This window comes from Escherichia sp. MOD1-EC5950, from assembly GCF_002965345.1.
GTDB classification, from domain to species: Bacteria; Pseudomonadota; Gammaproteobacteria; order Enterobacterales; family Enterobacteriaceae; genus Escherichia; species Escherichia marmotae.
Genome location: NZ_PTSR01000006.1, coordinates 182,682 through 199,392, shown reverse-complemented (window position 1 = coordinate 199,392; position 16,711 = coordinate 182,682). Strand labels below are relative to the sequence as shown.

The window sequence follows — 16,711 nt, the reverse complement described above, 5'->3', positions numbered from 1 at the left end:
CTGGGCTGCGGCTGGGTTATCTGGCGTGACGAAGAAGCACTGCCGAAAGAGCTGGTGTTTAACGTTGACTATCTCGGTGGGCAAATCGGGACTTTCGCCATCAACTTCTCACGTCCTGCGGGTCAGGTGATTGCCCAGTACTATGAATTCCTGCGCCTCGGTCGTGAAGGCTACACCAAAGTGCAGAACGCCTCTTATCAGGTCGCCACTTACCTGGCGGATGAAATCGCTAAACTGGGGCCGTATGAGTTTATCTGCACCGGTCGCCCGGACGAAGGTATCCCGGCGGTTTGCTTCAAACTGAAAGACGGGGAAGATCCGGGATACACCCTGTATGACCTCTCTGAACGTCTGCGCCTGCGCGGCTGGCAGGTTCCAGCCTTCACCCTTGGCGGTGAAGCCACTGACATCGTGGTGATGCGTATTATGTGTCGTCGTGGCTTCGAAATGGACTTTGCTGAACTGTTGCTGGAAGACTACAAAGCCTCCCTGAAATACCTCAGCGATCACCCGAAACTGCAGGGTATTGCCCAGCAGAACAGCTTTAAACATACCTGATAACAGGGCGTTATAATAATCTTTGCCCCGCTTTGAAAACCGGGGCATACGTTCATTAGCGCAATATTAATATTATATTGATTTTGTATTCATGGCGTTGTTAAGTTGTATCTAATATAAATCTTTCTAAAATCAAACAAAATGACGCCAGTAGATCATTTGTTTTGTATTAATCTCCTTACGTTGGTACTTTCGATTTTTTATTATAAATTCAATGCTCTTACACAATTTCCCTTCACATTTAATCAATTCCCCTGTCAAAATTGTTTAAATTTATTTGCCAATAAATTTGACTTAAGATGGCGGCGTGCTACATTAATAATCAGTAATATATTTATGTTATATTAAGTCAACTATGCAATCACAATATGGGAATTGTTTAATTGCGTACGCAAAACATAAATTTATTCTCACTATGTTGAATGGTGAATATCGCTGCTTTAATGGTGGTGATGTGGTTTTTGCGGATGCAAGCCAGATCTTGATTGATAAGTGTGTAGGTAACGTCGTATTAGTCACGAAGGACACACTTTCACTATTTCTCCCGATGCTCAAGGAGGAGACGCTAAATCTTTATACCTATAAAAAAGCTCCTTCGTTAGTTGTTCATCATTGTTCCAGAGAGATCCCTGTTTTTCAGGAAGTTGTACATCTTTCGCAAAATCAAGATCTCCGCTATGGTGAGATATTACGTAAAAGAGCATTAACATTTGCGTTATTGTCTATTTTTCTTGAAGATAAACAGTTTATACCACTGCTTATGAATATTTTGCGACCGAATATGCGAACGCGGGTTTGCACGGTCATCAATAATAATATTGCTCATGAATGGTCATTAGCACAGATTGCCAGTGAGTTATTGGTGAGTCCGAGTTTGTTAAAGAAAAAATTGCGTGAAGAAGAGACATCGTATTCACAGTTACTGACTGAATGTAGAATGCAGCGGGCGTTGCAACTGATTGTTGTTCATGGTTTTCCAATAAAACGAGTAGCCGTATCCTGCGGTTATAACAGTGCGTCGTATTTTATTTATGTCTTTCGAAACTATTATGGTATGACGCCGACAGAGTATCAGGAGCGAATAGCGCAGGGAATACTGAATGGTGACCCGATAGCAAGTTTTGTTGGGCAGGGAAATTTTTACAGTTCTGAACGCCATGCTGAAGGGATAAGACTCTGATTCTTTACTCAGACATAAAAAAAACCCGGCATAGGGGACCGGGAAGAGGATAGTCTGCCGTCTCCAGACTAATAAACCGTTATAACGCTCCTTGTTGACACGGGAAACTTTGTGCTCTCAGTAAATAAAATATAACTTTAATTGTCGATAATATCAGCCATTTTTTTATAAACATAAGCTATACGCTTTCTTAAAATATATTGCTGACGCATTTACTTATTAGTAATTAGCTGTTATGTACACTGCGTTATGGCTGGCTTTTGGTCCTACCAATTTTGGCAGTTTTGGCTCACGGAGTGAATCATTCATCATTTCATTTGTATACTGAAATTGTAATGTTCGTGGTAATGGAATATAAGGGCTTGTCATGGCACATGTTTGTTCGGTGATCCTCACCTGTCGCTCATTTGATATATACCATGAGCAGCAAAAACTATCTTTGTATAAAGATAGTATTCTACTGATAGAAAAAAATATGGCGGAGAGTTTTGACTTTAATGAATCAAATGTCCGCAGGCTGGATATTGATGAACGAATAATTACTCATTACTTACACAATGTCCGTCCACCGTTCCGGTGTTTAGGATTGCACAATAAAAAAAAGCTGTTAGTTAACATGACCCCACCGATGCCGTTGGTTACAGCAATATTCGATAGTTTTACTAAAGAGGACATTGCTTCAACGACATTAAATAATATGCTCTATTTCTCCTGCCTTTCGATGTTTTCACGAAATAAAGAGCTGATTCCATTCCTTTTTAATAGCATTAGTACCATTGCAGGAAAAGTTGAACGCATTATTAGCTTTGATATTGCCAGACGCTGGTATCTGCGTGATATCGCAGAAAAGATGTATACCAGTGAAAGCCTAATCAAAAAGAAGCTACAGGATGAAAACACCTGCTTTAGTAAAATATTACTGGCCTCGCGAATGTCGATGGCCAGACAATTGCTCGAGTTACGACAATTCCCGCTACCGATGATCGCAGAAAAATGTGGCTATAGCAGTACGTCGTACTTTATTAACACTTTCCGCCAGTATTATGGCGTAACACCACACCAGTTTGCGCAACAGTCAACAGGGACTTTTTCCTGACTTCATCTATCATTCGAAAGTCGGTCAGGATCTGCTTTACGCTTCATGTAAAAATCTTTTCCCATCCATATTTGCCGGGGGCACCGGCAAGTTCTCTTTGGCAGTTCGCAAACGGATATTAGTATTTTCAGGAGGAAAAGGTGCAGCATGTTTGGAGTTATTAAGCTGATTATTCATATAATTACGGGAATGCTGGTTTGTGTCGTACTGTTCAAGTTGATGACCAATGGCTGGAGTGGTTTCTACTTTCAATGCTGTTTGCTAAGTCTGGTATTCCTGATGGTTAGCTGGTTGTTGAGTAGTGAATGGTTGTCAGGAAAGAGTAAGGCAGAACATTCACGTTCAGCCTTACTCTCATTCATACGTTACGCTTTTTTAAAGCGGGCAAAGAGATGTTCCACAACGACGAAAAAGACGGGAACGAAGTAAATCGCCAGCACGGTTGCTGCAAACATCCCCCCCATAACGCCTGTACCGACCGCATTTTGTGCGCCGGAACCTGCGCCATGACTGATAACCAGTGGCAGTACGCCAAGAATAAAGGCCAGAGAGGTCATCAGGATCGGGCGTAAACGCATCCGCGCCGCTTCGATAATCGCCTCTACCGGTGTCTTCCCTTCTTTCTGCATCATCTCAACCGCAAATTCGACGATCAGGATGGCGTTCTTGGCTGAAAGCCCGATGGTGGTCAGCAAACCGACCTGGAAGTAGACGTCATTGCTCAGGCCGCGCAGGTCAGTTGCCAGTAATGCGCCAATAACGCCCAACGGAACAACCAACATCACCGAGAATGGAATTGACCAGCTTTCATACAACGCGGCGAGGGCGAGGAACACCACGACCAGTGAAATGGCATACAGCGCGGGTGCCTGGTTGGACGATAACGCTTCCTGATACGACAGCCCAGTCCAGGAGTAGCCGACGCCCGCCGGAAGTTTAGCCACCAGTTCTGCCATAAACTTCATCGCGTCACCGGTACTTTTTCCAGCAGCGGCCTCCCCTAAAATCTCCATCGACGGAATGCCGTTGTAGCGTTCCAGTCGCGGCGAACCGTAGGTCCATTCTGTTGAAGAATAAGCGGAAAGCGGTGCCATCGTGCCGGAGGCGTTGCGTACATACCACTGGTTGATGTTGTCCGGCAGCATACGGAACGGTGTTCCTGCCTGGACATACACTTTTTTCACACGCCCCTGGTTGAGGAAGTCGTTCACGTAGCTACTGCCGAAGGCGGTAGAGAGGGTCTGGTTGATATCAGACAGCTCCACGCCCATCGCTTCGGCTTTCGCGGCGTTGACGTTCACTTTGAACATTGGCGTATCTTCCAGGCCGTTCGGGCGAACCGCCGTTACCTGGTCAGGCGATTGTGCTGCCAGTGACAGCAACTCGTTTCTCGCCTGAGTCAGCTTTTCGTGCCCCAGGTTGCCGTTGTCCAGTAGTTCCATATCAAAACCTGATGCTGTACCCAGCTCCGCTACCGCAGGTAAGTTGAACGGGAAAATCACCGCTTTATTGATACTGCTCAGAGCCACCATCGCCCGCTGAATGATTGCGGTCACCGAGTTTTCCTCACCGACGCGTTCAGACCACGGTTTCAGGCTGATAAATGCCAGACCGTTGTTTTGCCCCTGGCCGCTAAAGCCGAAGCCGCCAACGGTAAACACCGACTGGACATTATTTTTCTCTTTTGTCAGATAGTAATCGGTTACTTGTTGCAGCACTTTAGTGGTGTTAACCATTGTGGAACCTGACGGTAACTGCGCCGTGGTCATAAATACCCCCTGATCCTCTTCCGGTAAGAAAGAGGTCGGTGTACGCAGGAACAGCACCGCCATCCCGGCACAAATCAGCAGGTATACCACCATATAGCGACCAGTGCAGCGCAACAGTGAGCGGGTACTGTCGGTATAGTGCTGAGTCGATTTCTCAAACAGATGGTTGAAGCGTTCGAACAAGGCGTTCGGTTTGTGACCGCCTTCCGGTGTGGCTTTCAAAATGGTGGCGCAAAGGGCTGGGGTCAGACTCATTGCCACAAACACCGAAAGCAACATAGAGGAGATCAGCGTAATGGAGAACTGGCGATAAATTTCCCCGGTTGCGCCGCTCATAAAGGCCATCGGCATAAATACCGCAGAAAGAACAACGGCAATCCCGACCAGCGCACGCTGGATTTGCCCCATCGATTTATGCGTCGCTTCTTTCGGTGGCAGTTTATCTTCCGCTATCACGCGTTCAACGTTTTCTACCACCACGATGGCATCATCCACCAAAAGCCCTATAGCTAACACCATCCCAAACATGGTGAGGGTGTTGATGGTAAAACCGACCGCCGACAAAATCGCAAATGTGCCGAGAATAACGACCGGCACGGCGATCGTTGGGATAATCGTAGCGCGAATATTTTGTAAAAACAGATACATGACCAGGAAGACGAGGATGATAGCTTCAACCAGCGTTTTGAAAACTTCCTGAATTGAAATTTTGATAAATGGTGTGGTGTCGTAAGGGTAAACCGTTTTCAGGCTGGCGGGGAAATAGGCTGATAATCGGTTTAACTCCGCTTTTACCGCCCGCGAGGTATCAAGGGCATTCGCTCCGGCAGCCAGCTTGATAGCAATCCCGGCAGCAGGTTTGCCGTTATAACGCGCCACAGTGGAATAATCTTCTGCCCCCAACTCGATGCGGGCAACGTCGCGCAGCAATACTTGCGAACCATCTTGCTGCACTTTCAGCAGGATTTTGCCAAATTCTTCCGGCGTTTGTAGACGCGTCTGCACAATGATTGAGGCGTTCAGTTGCTGGTCTGCCGCCTGTGGCATCCCCCCCAGTTGACCACCGGAAATCTGGTTGTTCTGTACCTTGATTTGGGAAATAACATCAGAAGGAACGAGACTGTATTTATTGAGTTTTTGTGGGTCCAGCCAGATACGCATGGCGTACTCTGACCCAAAGAGCTGCACGCTACCGACGCCCGCGGTACGGCTTAGTGGATCCTGGAGATTAGAAGCCACATAGTCCGCGATATCGTATTGGTTGAGACTACCGTTATCAGAAATAAACGCCGCTACCATCAGGATGTTGCTGCTCGACTTATTAACGCTGATCCCTTGTTGCTGCACCGCTTCTGGTAACGAAGGCATCGCGAGTTGCAGTTTATTCTGCACCTGAACCTGCGCAATATCGGGCGATGTTCCCGTTTCAAAGGTCAGGGTGATGGAAGCATTGCCTGCCGCATCGCTGGTTGATGACATATACATCAGGCCATCCAGCCCATTCATATTTTGTTCGATCACTTGAGTGACCGAGTCTTCTACCGTTTGCGCATCAGCCCCCGGATAGGTAGCGCTGATGGTGATGGTCGGCGGCGCAATCTGCGGATACTGCGCAACCGGTAGGTTCATGATCGCCAGCCCACCCGCGAGCATCATAATAATGGCAAGTACCCAGGCAAAAACCGGGCGATCAATAAAATAGTTAGCCATGAAAGTCCCCTTAAGCCTGCAACGTTACTGTTTCGATTCGGTGCTGGCGTTTTCCTGGCTGGAGGAAATTGCGCGTGCTTTGATACCTGGATGAATGCGTTGCAAACCGGAAACGATCACCCGATCGCCAGCTTGCAAACCAGAGGTAACAACCCACTGATTTCCGATGGCTTTGGTTGCGTCAATTTCGCGTAACTGTACAACATCGTCTTTATCCAGAATGAGCGCCGTTGCTTTGCCCTGGGAGTTATGGGTAACGCCTTCTTGCGGTACTAACAACACATTCTGCCGACTACCTTCATCCACCAAAGCCGTGACGTACATACCAGGCAGCAAGTCACCATTCGGGTTGGGGAAAATTGCACGCAACGTGACGGAGCCGGTGGTTTCATCCACTGTTGGGTCGGAGAATTTCAGCGTGCCGGTCTGGCTGTAACGTTTGCCATTTTCCAGGTTAAGCTGCACTGGCGTACTGCCCTGAACCTGTTTGATTTGCCCACTGGCGACTTCCTCTTTCATGCGCAAAAAATCCTGCACTGATTGGGTGAGGTCGACATAAATCGGGTCCAGACGCTGCACGGTTACCAGAGAGTCTCCCTGATTAGCGGTGACTAATGCGCCGACGGTCACCGACGATTTTCCGCTGACGCCAGTAATGGGCGAGGTGACATTAGCGTATTGCAGATTGATGGTTGCCTGCTCAACAGCCGCTTTGGCGACGGCGACATTGGCTTCCGCTTCATTCAGTTGGGTGCGCGCGGTGTCGTAATCCTGGCGGCTGACATAGTTGGTTTTCAGCAACGATGCCTGGCGATTGAAGGTGATGCGGGCATTGCTGGCGGTGGAGAGGGCTTTCGCCAGCGAACCTTTCGCGGAGTTCAGCTCTGCCTGCAATGGAGCAGGGTCAATCTGATAAAGTGAATCCCCCTGGTTGACCTTATCACCCTCGATAAAGTTGCGTTTAATGATAATGCCACCCACCTGTGGGCGTATCTCGGCAACTTCATAAGGAACGGTTCTGCCGGGCAGTTCGCTCATCACATTGACCGAACCGGGGGAGAGCGTCACTACCCCCACTTCAGGCGTCATAGCGGCGGCATTTTCCGCCGATTTGTCATCGCAGGCGGTGAGCATCGCGCCGCAGAATAACAACGGTATTAACAGTTTTCTTTTTCTGTTCATTTTAGTCCCTGAAAATTCGTGAGAAATAACGGTTCTTTGAATTACGCGCGGGGAGAGGTATGAGGGATTTACAGACCAGCGGCATAATGCAAGCCATGGGGTTGTAAGCCAGCGAGGGAGCATGTAGGCAGAGCGACCAATATAGTGACGCGAATGGCAAAAAAAATGTTGCCGTTCTGCCGACAGTCTCTGCCTGCATCCGGGCAACGAAGGTTTCTACTGGTGGATACACATACCAGGGGAATAAGCTCGTTTTTGCTTCTCCTTTGGTTATCACCGGGAGTAATGGAGTCAGCATTTGCATCCCTCGTCATGCCAGCCATTAATTTCAGGCAATTATCGCTGGGCCACATCGACTCCTTATTTAGAAATAAGAAGAGATCCCCAGAGTCACGATGTCGCTCATACGTCTAAGTTTCAGCTTGTACATGATATTGAATTTCTGGATCTTTAATGTTTGTTGAGAAATATTCAGTGTTGACGTGATATTACTTTCATTTTTATTTTTCAGAATCAGTTGCATGATTTTGAATTGATTATGCGAGAAACATAATTGAGAATTCTTATGGGGCAAGTGTTTTCCATAGGTAATATCAAGCAGAGTGTTAATGCTTTCTTTGCGGCTGATAAAATAAATAGGTGACTGACTTTTAAGTTTACTGATGTGATAAGGTGCCAGAACAATGATTCTTTCGGCATCTAATTTCTCAAGAAACTTAATCGCTTCTTCATCAAGGATATGATTATGATAGGTATCAATGATCACCTTGAATGGTTTGTTGCCTATGCTTTTTATCTCTGACAGGGAGTTGATTTTTATCATTTCGTGATTATCTTTCAACTGCAAAAAGCCCTGTAAAAGAAAAGAATCCTTCGTCATGAGAAAAATCATAACTTGCTCCTTAGCCGTTATCGTTTCGAACATGTTGTCCTTTTCATTATTTACATCCATGTCCGAATATGGTGTTCAATATAGTAAACGCCTATAAGAACTTTGCCCTTCGTGAACTAATACGTCTATTAACACTAATCAAAACTTCAGATTTATCCATTACGTACTCCATATATTGATCCTAGGTAATATTCCTGGTTGTTATCAATTTGTGATTAGTAAACAGAATATTAACAGTTTGCAGGAATCTACCCAAGAATAAGTTATAATTTATCCGTTTGTGATCTCTGAAGAATATTACTAAAGTTAAAGCGTAATCCGATTTAAATATTGAGTCTCCTTGTTTCTATTTAAGCTGGCAATTGGATTGCCAGCTTTCTTTTAGTGCATTGATAGTGCAAAAACAAACCCCAGACTGTACCCATAGTATCGATGTTTATGGAACCTTCAGTTCACTTTCTCACAGCACTTCTAAAACATTAAACCTGACAACGAAAAATATCAGCCATGATAATGTTTGAAATGGCTAATTTGCTGCAAAATAAAGAAAAATATAAAATTTTCAAATGGTTGGTTTAATCGTTGTGTGATAGTTATTTCAACAATAGTACGTAATTTATCAAAGGAGTAATGCGGTGATGTGAATATTGCCAGGATCATAGTCATTATACGTAACTATGATCCAGGCTAAAAAATGGAGCAGAGATAGGTCTGCTAGTTATTATTTTTTACGAACAAACTAGCAAAGCTGAACAGGCTGGCAGCGCTAAATATCAGTTCGATCCCTACCAGGGTTGACACCAATGTCACAGAAACCATTGGCGTTGCGCCAAGGAAGATCCAGGCAATGACGATATCCAGCACGCCAATAACGAGTTGTAACCAACTGCCTTTCATTGAGCGCTGGCGATACCAACTCATCAGGCGAATAACCCCTGCGACACAGAACAATCCTGCAATAAACGCCGCAATGGCGAAAATCCCCAGTTCTGGTGCACGGATGAAGAAATAGCCGATCAATAAATAGGCTATCGCCACGAGGAAACCCGATAATACAGGCCAGAAATTATGACTGCGGTTGCTGAATAATCCAACAATAAGCGCAATACCCGAACAGATTAATAATACGCCAACGACTGTGCTTAGAATGTCGCCAGAAACAAACGGGAAACTGATACATAACAAACCGACGATAAACAGCAGCACGGCAATAAACTGGATCGCTCTGCGGTGCTTTTTAAGCATCTCCAGATCAAATTTTAAAATTGTTGCCTTATCTATATATAACATAGAACCACCCTATAAATTTAAGAAGGAAAACCCCTGCTATCAATCTATGCCAAAAATGCATCAGAGAATGCAGTTGATTTAATAAAAATTTCCTAATTACTGTGCTTGATGACTATGTAACCTATTGTATTATAATAAAAATATCTGATTTTGATATTTTGTCTCAACATGACATACCCAGAAAACCAGGTTATAACCTCAATGTCGAAATTGATTCGTGACGGCTCTTTCACTTTATAGTTGAGGATATTACGATGAAAAAAGTATTAGGCGTTATTCTAGGTGGTCTGCTTCTTCTGCCTGTAGTGAGCAATGCAGCCGATGCGCAAAAAGCAGCCGACAATAAAAAACCGGTCAACTCCTGGACCTGTGAAGATTTCCTGGCTGTAGACGAATCCTTCCAGCCGACTGCAGTCGGTTTTGCTGAGGCTCTGAATAATAAAGACAAACCAGAAGATGCGGTTTTAGATGTTCAGGGTATTGCAACCGTAACGCCTGCTATCGTTCAGGCTTGTACCCAGGATAAAAAAGCCAGCTTTAAAGATAAAGTTAAAGGCGAGTGGGACAAAATCAAGAAAGATATGTAATTAAGGGAATGCGTTACATCGTATTTCCTTAAATATTGAACAGGCCGGAATACCTTGCGTTAAAAGCAGGTGATCCTCCTGTTCATATGTAAATTATTTATTGAATGGGTTGTAAAATGAATATTTCATCTCTACGTAAAGCCATTGTTTTCGTTGGCGCTGTAGCAGCTCTGTCACTGGTGAATGCGCAATCTGCACTGGCTGCTAATGAATCTGCTAAGGATATGACTTGTCAGGAATTTATTGACCTGAATCCAAAAGCAATGACACCTGTTGCATGGTGGATGCTGCATGAAGAAACAGTTTATAAAGGCGGTGATACTGTAACCTTAAACGAAACTGACCTGACTCAGATCCCTAAAGTGATTGAATACTGTAAGAAAAATCCGCAGAAAAATTTGTATACCTTCAAAGATAAATTGGCAAATGTCCTGCCGAATTAACAGGAATAAAGCAAAAAGGAGTAGCAAGTTGAGCCATCTTGCTGCTCCTTTTTGCGTTTTTATATGACTAGCGAATTCATTATTCGTTTGATCCTGGCCGCAATTGTTTGTGGTGCTATTGGCATAGAAAGGCAAATACGCGGCAAAGGTGCTGGTTTACGTACCCATGTCTTGATTGGTATGGGCAGTGCGCTGTTTATGATTGTGTCGAAATATGGTTTTGCTGATGTGCTGGCGTTCGACCATGTCGGGCTTGATCCCAGCCGTATTGCCGCTCAGGTCGTCACTGGCGTCGGGTTTATCGGCGCGGGGAACATCCTCGTTCGTAATCAAAATATTGTCGGTTTAACTACCGCTGCGGATATTTGGGTAACAGCAGCGATCGGTATGGTGATTGGCAGCGGCATGTATGAACTGGGGATTTACGGTTCTGTAATGACCTTATTGGTGCTGGAAGTCTTCCATCAATTAACCTTCCGCCTGATGAGCAAAAATTATCATTTGCAGCTTACGTTGGTGAACGGTAATACAGTGTCGATGCTCGACTGGTTTAAGCAGAAAAAAATAAAAACAGATTTAGTTTCGTTGCAGGAAAATGAAGATCATGAGGTGGTTGCTATTGATATCCAGCTTCATGCTACGACGCCGATAGAAGACCTGTTGCGATTACTAAAAGGAATGGCAGGGGTGAAAGGTGTTTCAATTAGCTGATGTTCATAATAGTTAATTCGACAGGAGTACCAGACTGGCACTCCCGTCGTATTTAATGATCGAGGACGATCAGTGGCGAATGATTAGCGGGATCGCTTAATACTGTAATATCCGCGCCGTAGAGCGTAGTTAGCGCCTGCTGCGTCAACACATCTTGCGGTTTGCCATTTGCGACAACTCTGCCTTTTTGCATTAATACGACACGGTCAGCATAACGGGCAGCAAGATTAAGATCGTGCAATACGCAGCAGACGTTAAATTGCCGTTCTCGAACTAACTGACGTAATAAACGAAATAGATGTTGTTGATGGTGAATATCCAACGCCGAAGTTGGTTCATCAAGAAATAACCATTTTGGCGAGGGTATTGCTTCCCAGAGTTGCACCAGCAGGCGAGCCAATTGCACACGCTGTTGTTCGCCGCCGGATAATTGCCGGTAGTCGCGGTTAGCTAACGACTGACAGTCACATAACGCCAGTATTTGTGCCGTTTCATCACCCTGATTACCGGTACGATAAGGATGTCGCCCCATCTGGATCACTTCTTGTACGCTGAATGGAAACGCCATATGGCTATTCTGACGCATCACGGCCCGGTGTTTCGCCAGTTCGGTAATTGACCATTCATTTAATGGCTTATTAAACAACCGGCATTCGCCGCTATCAGGTTGAAGATAGCCGGTTAGCTGGCGAAGCAGCGTGGATTTTCCCGCACCGTTAGGGCCGAGAATGGCAACAATTTCTCCGCCGGGAAAAGTCAGCGAGACATTGTCAGTCAGACGTCGCCCATGAAGGCTATAAACCAGGTTTTTGGCGCTGATCATGCGATCCTCCGATTACGCAGAATCAACCACATAAAATAAGGCCCACCAAGCAGACTGGTTAATAATCCTACGGGCATTTCTGCTGGCTGTACCAGCGTGCGGGCAAGTGTGTCTGCCATCAGTAACAAACAGGCTCCGGCGAGGGCAGAGCAAGGGATTAGCCAGCGGTGATTCGCCCCGGTCGTCATGCGAATCAGATGCGGGATCACCAGGCCAATAAAACCGATAATGCCGCTTACCGATACCGCAGCACCAACCAGCAGCGAGCTAATCAACAGTAATTGTTGGCGTTTACGCTTTACGTTCACGCCGAGGTAATGGGCTTCTTCATCACCAAGTTGCAGCAAATTCAGCGTCCCGGCGAGACAGGTTGTTGCCATAATGGCTGGCAGAATGAATGAACTGGCGACCAATAATGTCGGCCATTGCGCCTGACCGAGATTGCCCATCATCCACAACGTGAGTTGTCGTAGCTGCTGCTCATCGCCTATATAGCTCAGTATGCCGATCGCCGCACCGCACAGGGCGTTGATGGCGATCCCGGCGAGTAGCAATTGCATCATGCTGCCATCGCGATGGCGCTGTGTGATGAGAAAAATGACGGTGCAGACCACTAAACTTCCGGCGATGGCAAACACCATTTGCTCATAGAGCACCAGCACCACAGGGAAGGAAAAGGGCAGGACAATTGCCACGCCAACCATTAATGCTGAACCGCTACTGACGCCGAGCAATCCTGGGTCAGCCATGGGGTTGCGAAAAAGCCCCTGCATAATTACCCCAGCGGTTGCCAACGCTGCGCCTACCAGCACTGCCAGTAAAACGCGTGGCAGGCGAATATTCAGCCAGATATCGCGGTATTCCTCATCAAGAAGGGCGCTAAAGCTGATTTTTAACGCTCCCTGACAGGCACCGAACAGCACCAGGGCAAGCAATAATAGTGATAGCCCCATAAAGACACTGGCGGAAGAAAATGAATCCTTGAGCACGTAAAACTCCGTTATGACGTTGCGGCGCGGAGAGCCTGCGCCGCATGGGATTACGCCGGTTTCAGGCCCGGTTCAATCAGACTGTAGATCTGCTTATTGAGTGCTGGCGCGTTTGCCAGTTCATGAATGTGTGCGGCAACATCGGCACGGCGGACAAAACCATGACACTCCTGATTTTGTATCCGTTGTGCTTTGCCTGTTGCTGCGCCGTCAAGCAGTCCGCCAGGGCGGAGAATGGCGTAGTCAAGCCGGCTGGTTTGTAGCCAGCTTTCCGCCAGTGTTTTTTCCCGTACCGCCTGACCAAACGCGGCTTTTGCCCGCTCCGATAAGAACGGCCAGCTATCGCCGCATCCCAAAGAAGTCACCAGAATCATGCGTCTGATGTCTGCTTTTTCGGCTTCATCAATCACTGTTCTGTGCGCCAGATAATCCTGTGCGCCACCCATTGATGAGATGACAAGCGCATCCGGACCCGCAGCGCGACAGGCGGCTGCGACTATGCTGGCGTCACAAGCGTCACCAGTAAAAACCTGTACGCCTTGTTGCGCCAGCCTCGTGGCGGCATCGGCATGACGAACGACAGCGACGACCGGACGTTGTTCCGCCAGTGCCAGTTCGAGCGTTCTGGCTCCAACCCCCTTTCCGCCTGCGCCAAAGAGTAGCCAGGGCGTCATCAGGCGTGTTCCTTCAGAGATGCCGCCAGAGTATGGAAGGCGCTGACTTGTTCACTCAGGAGCTGACGATGCTCATTCCGACCGAGGAAAATTTTCAGCATGGCGTTGCCTTCTTTATTGAAAAAGAGAATAGAGGCGGTATCCATGCCCATAAATTTACGTTCGATCAAGGCAATATGCGTGCAGTTTTCTGCTTTGATATGCCCGGACATGCCCTGTTTTCCGCGCAGGTTGAAATAGCCGTGGCGATGGAAACCGGAAGGTAGTTCGCCGCTAAATTCGAGGATCACATCAGCGGTATGCACCAGCGTGGTGACCTTGCCCCATTCGCAGACGGTATCCCAGACAGTATCGAATTTATCGCCTGGCACGATTGTCGGGGAGGGGAGGTTTTTCACCACTTCCAGCAGTGAGGTATTGTATTGTTCGGCAATGGCCTCCAGCGTACCGTCTGGCTCCGTTTTCAAAAATTCCTGTAACGAGACATGGCTCATAAGTCACTCCTGTTATGGTTTTTCAAGCGCAATCGCTGGCGCATTAAGTATCTGAATTAGCTCATTAAGAGACTGCAAAATGTTGCTTGCCCAGAAACGACCTTCATTGGTCAACCGCAGGCAAGTTGAAGCATCGCGGCTTAAGCCTTTTTGGTGCCACTGAGCCAGTAACGGTGCGAGTTTTTCGGCATGTGGCGTAAGTTCGTCCAGCGGTACACGCGCCGTTTCAATACCCGACTGCAAGGTATGACGCCACTGCGCGTTACGTTCGGCGTTACGCATGAGCATCATCAACGGTTTTTTGCCTGCCGCGACGGATTCATGCCAGGTCTGAAGATTGCGTTCGTTCATCCAGGAGTAACCATTAATCGAACCGCCTGCGCCGGAACCAAAGGCCAGACAATCGGCACCTTGCTTAATCAGCAAGTTATAGAGATTGCGTTCGCGTGTGGTGCGGCCCCAGTGGCTGTTACTGATGCAGCGCCAGCCCGCGTCTTCCATAAAATCACATCCTTGCAGGTAAAGATCGCGACGTTCTGCCGGAGAGGGCACGGTAGTGCGCCCGTTTTCCACGGCTTTGCCCAGCGGCGTGTTGGGAAGGACGTTGAGCGCATAGAGATCGACGCCGTCGAGGCCGATATCACGGGCAATAGCCAGATCTTCTCCCCAGGTTTGTGCATCCTGACCAGGCAGGCCAAACAGCAGGTCGCAGACCACCGCAGCACGGTCGCGTTTGACCAGGCTTTCCATAAACGCAATGGCAGTTGGGCCATCTGAGGTGCGTGCCATCTTCTTGCGGATTTTGCTGTTAAATGACTGAATGCCAATCGAGAAGCGGTTTGCTCCCGCATCAAGGCAAGCGTCGATTCGGTCAGCGTCAAAATTCAGCACCCGGCCTTCAATCGTGATTTCGCAATCAGGTGCCAATGGCAGCTTTTCTCGTAATGTGGTGATGATTCTGGCCAAATCGCGTGCCGAAAGCGCGGAAGGCGTACCGCCACCGAAATAGACCGCATGGATGGGCGCGGACTGATGCAATACGTTGTCTGACTCCAGTTCGATTTCTCGAATCAGGGCGTCGGTATAATGAGCACACGCATCTTCATTAAAACGATTCTGATAAAAACCGCAAAACGTGCAGTGTGTCGCACAAAATGGAATGTGCAGATAAACCAGTCGTTTACGTGGTGCTGCTGTTTGGTTGATCATCGCTTGCCAGGTTTGCGCCAGTTGCTCTTTGGCGACCGGAATAGCCCCGCGAAATGGCATCATGGCGCGTCTGTCTTTAAATGGCTGCGTACCGTCTAAAGCAAAATGTGGCTTGAGATCTAACGTAGTATTCGTATTCATATGTCTGATTCAAATCCATTTATTGCGGCCAAAGTTGCTGGTGTAACGACTCAACGACATCAGCAATACGCGGGCCCATTCCCAGAATCAGGTTTTGATCAACGGTGATAATACGCTGGTTCTTCCAGGCGGCAGTGTGGGTAATTCCGGCAATAGAACGCAGACGATTAATATCGCCATCGACCATTTGTGAGGTTACGACAATCACTTCAGGGTTAGCCGCAATCAGCGATTCCGCGCTGTAGCTTTTGTATTGCTGGTGGGTAGCGACGTTTTCTGCTCCGGCAAGCGACAAAATGGCGTCTGCGACGCTGCCTTTACCGGCAACCTGTGGCGCACTGCCGCCAGCAGAGAGAATAAACATCGCTTTAACCGGGGCTTTTTTTGCCGCCACGCTTTGCTGTACTCGCTCCAGGCGTTGATTGATTTGTGTCACCAGCGCGTCACCTTGTTCAGGAACCTGTAACGTTTTTGCCAGTTGATGAATGTTGGCGTACATCTGCTCAAGGGTGGCGGGTACACGCGGCAGAGTGACGACATTGACCTTTTGCGCCCGTAGCTGGTCGAGCACAATTTGCGGTCCTGCATCCTGCCAGGTAATTACGCTATCCGGGCGAAGTGACAAAATGCCTTCGCTGCTTAGCTGTTTCCAGTAGCCAATATGCGGCAGTTTGGCGGTTTCTGGTGGATAAGATGTCGTTTCATCGACACCAACCACGCGGTCGCCAGCGCCCATCGCGTAGATCAGCTCCGTCAGTGATCCTCCTGCGACCACAATGCGTTCGGCAGCCGTTGCACTAAAGGCCCAGCTAAGTGCCAACACTGCCGTAAACAGTTTTTTCATGGGGATACGTTTTACAGTGGTCTTCGCGGTGGAGGCCATAACTGAAATACATAACGTTAGTGGGGAAAAAAGAAACAGCCTGTTGGTGATCCTTGGCATCATATGAGAACTCGTATCAA

Annotated in this window: 17 protein-coding genes; 6 read left to right on the top strand and 11 right to left on the bottom strand. The window is 47.4% G+C overall.

The window, feature by feature from the left end:
• From BEA93_RS09860 to gadW, 3 genes are all read left to right on the top strand, one after another.
• Positions 1-558, top strand: a 558-nt coding sequence (locus tag BEA93_RS09860) for a pyridoxal-dependent decarboxylase (protein WP_236942893.1), incomplete at its 5' end; no start/stop codon positions are given.
• Positions 559-913: 355 nt separating this feature from the next.
• Entirely contained in the window at positions 914-1,738 is an 825-nt protein-coding gene (gene gadX, locus BEA93_RS09855; protein WP_001191824.1) for a DNA-binding transcriptional regulator GadX, read from the top strand.
• A 367-nt stretch (positions 1,739-2,105) separates the two neighbouring features.
• Positions 2,106-2,834, top strand: a complete 729-nt coding sequence (gadW, locus tag BEA93_RS09850; RefSeq protein WP_000951549.1) for an acid resistance transcriptional activator GadW — start codon at positions 2,106-2,108, stop codon at positions 2,832-2,834.
• Positions 2,835-2,870: 36 nt separating this feature from the next.
• On the opposite strand, the gene BEA93_RS25030 is transcribed toward gadW, so the two are convergent.
• The 5 genes from BEA93_RS25030 to hdeD all read right to left on the bottom strand — a co-directional run bounded on the left by BEA93_RS25030 (position 2,871) and on the right by hdeD (position 9,677).
• Positions 2,871-3,086, bottom strand: a complete 216-nt coding sequence (locus BEA93_RS25030; protein WP_032141470.1) for a hypothetical protein — start codon at positions 3,084-3,086, stop codon at positions 2,871-2,873.
• Positions 3,087-3,199: 113 nt separating this feature from the next.
• On the bottom strand, positions 3,200-6,313 hold the full coding sequence (gene mdtF / locus BEA93_RS09840; RefSeq protein ID WP_000024856.1) for a multidrug efflux pump RND permease MdtF: 3,114 nt from the start codon (positions 6,311-6,313) through the stop codon (positions 3,200-3,202).
• 24 nt (positions 6,314-6,337) lie between these two features.
• Positions 6,338-7,447, bottom strand: coding sequence for a multidrug transporter subunit MdtE (gene mdtE, locus BEA93_RS09835; protein WP_306173773.1), 1,110 nt, complete (start codon positions 7,445-7,447; stop codon positions 6,338-6,340).
• Positions 7,448-7,859: 412 nt separating this feature from the next.
• Entirely contained in the window at positions 7,860-8,387 is a 528-nt protein-coding gene (gene gadE / locus BEA93_RS09825; protein WP_000576682.1) for an acid resistance transcriptional activator GadE, read from the bottom strand.
• A gap of 714 nt (positions 8,388-9,101) precedes the next feature.
• Positions 9,102-9,677 carry an acid-resistance protein HdeD gene (hdeD, locus tag BEA93_RS09820; protein ID WP_000965682.1) on the bottom strand — a complete coding sequence of 192 codons (576 nt, stop codon included), beginning with the start codon at positions 9,675-9,677 and terminating at the stop codon, positions 9,102-9,104.
• A gap of 254 nt (positions 9,678-9,931) precedes the next feature.
• Here hdeD and hdeA point away from each other — a divergent pair, with 254 nt between their 5' ends.
• The 3 genes from hdeA to BEA93_RS09805 all read left to right on the top strand — a co-directional run bounded on the left by hdeA (position 9,932) and on the right by BEA93_RS09805 (position 11,418).
• On the top strand, positions 9,932-10,264 hold the full coding sequence (hdeA, locus tag BEA93_RS09815; RefSeq protein WP_000756548.1) for an acid-activated periplasmic chaperone HdeA: 333 nt from the start codon (positions 9,932-9,934) through the stop codon (positions 10,262-10,264).
• A 116-nt stretch (positions 10,265-10,380) separates the two neighbouring features.
• Positions 10,381-10,707, top strand: a complete 327-nt coding sequence (gene hdeB, locus BEA93_RS09810) for an acid-activated periplasmic chaperone HdeB (RefSeq protein WP_001517295.1) — start codon at positions 10,381-10,383, stop codon at positions 10,705-10,707.
• 63 nt (positions 10,708-10,770) lie between these two features.
• The gene (locus BEA93_RS09805) at positions 10,771-11,418 is read left to right on the top strand and encodes an MgtC/SapB family protein (RefSeq protein ID WP_010381017.1); all 648 of its coding nucleotides are present in this window, start codon (positions 10,771-10,773) and stop codon (positions 11,416-11,418) included.
• A gap of 52 nt (positions 11,419-11,470) precedes the next feature.
• Here the strand turns inward: BEA93_RS09805 and BEA93_RS09800 are convergent, their stop codons facing one another.
• From BEA93_RS09800 to shuT, 6 genes are read right to left on the bottom strand one after another with little or no spacing between them, the layout of a single operon-like run.
• On the bottom strand, positions 11,471-12,241 hold the full coding sequence (locus BEA93_RS09800; protein WP_001517293.1) for a heme ABC transporter ATP-binding protein: 771 nt from the start codon (positions 12,239-12,241) through the stop codon (positions 11,471-11,473).
• On the bottom strand, positions 12,238-13,230 hold the full coding sequence (shuU, locus tag BEA93_RS09795) for a heme ABC transporter permease ShuU/ChuU (RefSeq protein WP_236942053.1): 993 nt from the start codon (positions 13,228-13,230) through the stop codon (positions 12,238-12,240). The genes BEA93_RS09800 and shuU overlap by 4 nt, the downstream gene beginning before the upstream one ends.
• Positions 13,231-13,280: 50 nt before the next feature.
• Positions 13,281-13,904 carry an anaerobilin reductase gene (gene chuY / locus BEA93_RS09790; protein ID WP_000189366.1) on the bottom strand — a complete coding sequence of 208 codons (624 nt, stop codon included), beginning with the start codon at positions 13,902-13,904 and terminating at the stop codon, positions 13,281-13,283.
• Positions 13,904-14,398: a heme utilization cystosolic carrier protein HutX gene (hutX, locus tag BEA93_RS09785; protein ID WP_000020030.1), complete on the bottom strand. Its 495-nt coding sequence runs from the start codon at positions 14,396-14,398 to the stop codon at positions 13,904-13,906. The genes chuY and hutX overlap by 1 nt, the downstream gene beginning before the upstream one ends.
• Positions 14,399-14,410: 12 nt before the next feature.
• Positions 14,411-15,748, bottom strand: coding sequence for a heme anaerobic degradation radical SAM methyltransferase ChuW/HutW (hutW, locus tag BEA93_RS09780; RefSeq protein WP_105224485.1), 1,338 nt, complete (start codon positions 15,746-15,748; stop codon positions 14,411-14,413).
• 19 nt (positions 15,749-15,767) lie between these two features.
• Positions 15,768-16,691 carry a heme ABC transporter substrate-binding protein ShuT gene (gene shuT / locus BEA93_RS09775; protein WP_010381027.1) on the bottom strand — a complete coding sequence of 308 codons (924 nt, stop codon included), beginning with the start codon at positions 16,689-16,691 and terminating at the stop codon, positions 15,768-15,770.
• Between the last annotated feature and the right edge of the window lie 20 nt (positions 16,692-16,711).

Coding starts and splice junctions, on each gene's coding strand:
- hutW (WP_105224485.1), bottom strand. CDS start 15,748: ATGAATACGAATACTACGTTAGATCTCAAGCCACATTTTGCTTTAGAC.
- hdeB (WP_001517295.1), top strand. CDS start 10,381: ATGAATATTTCATCTCTACGTAAAGCCATTGTTTTCGTTGGCGCTGTA.
- mdtE (WP_306173773.1), bottom strand. CDS start 7,447: ATGCTCACCGCCTGCGATGACAAATCGGCGGAAAATGCCGCCGCTATG.
- gadE (WP_000576682.1), bottom strand. CDS start 8,387: ATGATTTTTCTCATGACGAAGGATTCTTTTCTTTTACAGGGCTTTTTG.
- hutX (WP_000020030.1), bottom strand. CDS start 14,398: ATGAGCCATGTCTCGTTACAGGAATTTTTGAAAACGGAGCCAGACGGT.
- chuY (WP_000189366.1), bottom strand. CDS start 13,904: ATGACGCCCTGGCTACTCTTTGGCGCAGGCGGAAAGGGGGTTGGAGCC.
- BEA93_RS09805 (WP_010381017.1), top strand. CDS start 10,771: ATGACTAGCGAATTCATTATTCGTTTGATCCTGGCCGCAATTGTTTGT.
- gadX (WP_001191824.1), top strand. CDS start 914: ATGCAATCACAATATGGGAATTGTTTAATTGCGTACGCAAAACATAAA.
- gadW (WP_000951549.1), top strand. CDS start 2,106: ATGGCACATGTTTGTTCGGTGATCCTCACCTGTCGCTCATTTGATATA.
- hdeA (WP_000756548.1), top strand. CDS start 9,932: ATGAAAAAAGTATTAGGCGTTATTCTAGGTGGTCTGCTTCTTCTGCCT.
- shuT (WP_010381027.1), bottom strand. CDS start 16,691: ATGCCAAGGATCACCAACAGGCTGTTTCTTTTTTCCCCACTAACGTTA.
- hdeD (WP_000965682.1), bottom strand. CDS start 9,677: ATGTTATATATAGATAAGGCAACAATTTTAAAATTTGATCTGGAGATG.
- BEA93_RS09800 (WP_001517293.1), bottom strand. CDS start 12,241: ATGATCAGCGCCAAAAACCTGGTTTATAGCCTTCATGGGCGACGTCTG.
- mdtF (WP_000024856.1), bottom strand. CDS start 6,313: ATGGCTAACTATTTTATTGATCGCCCGGTTTTTGCCTGGGTACTTGCC.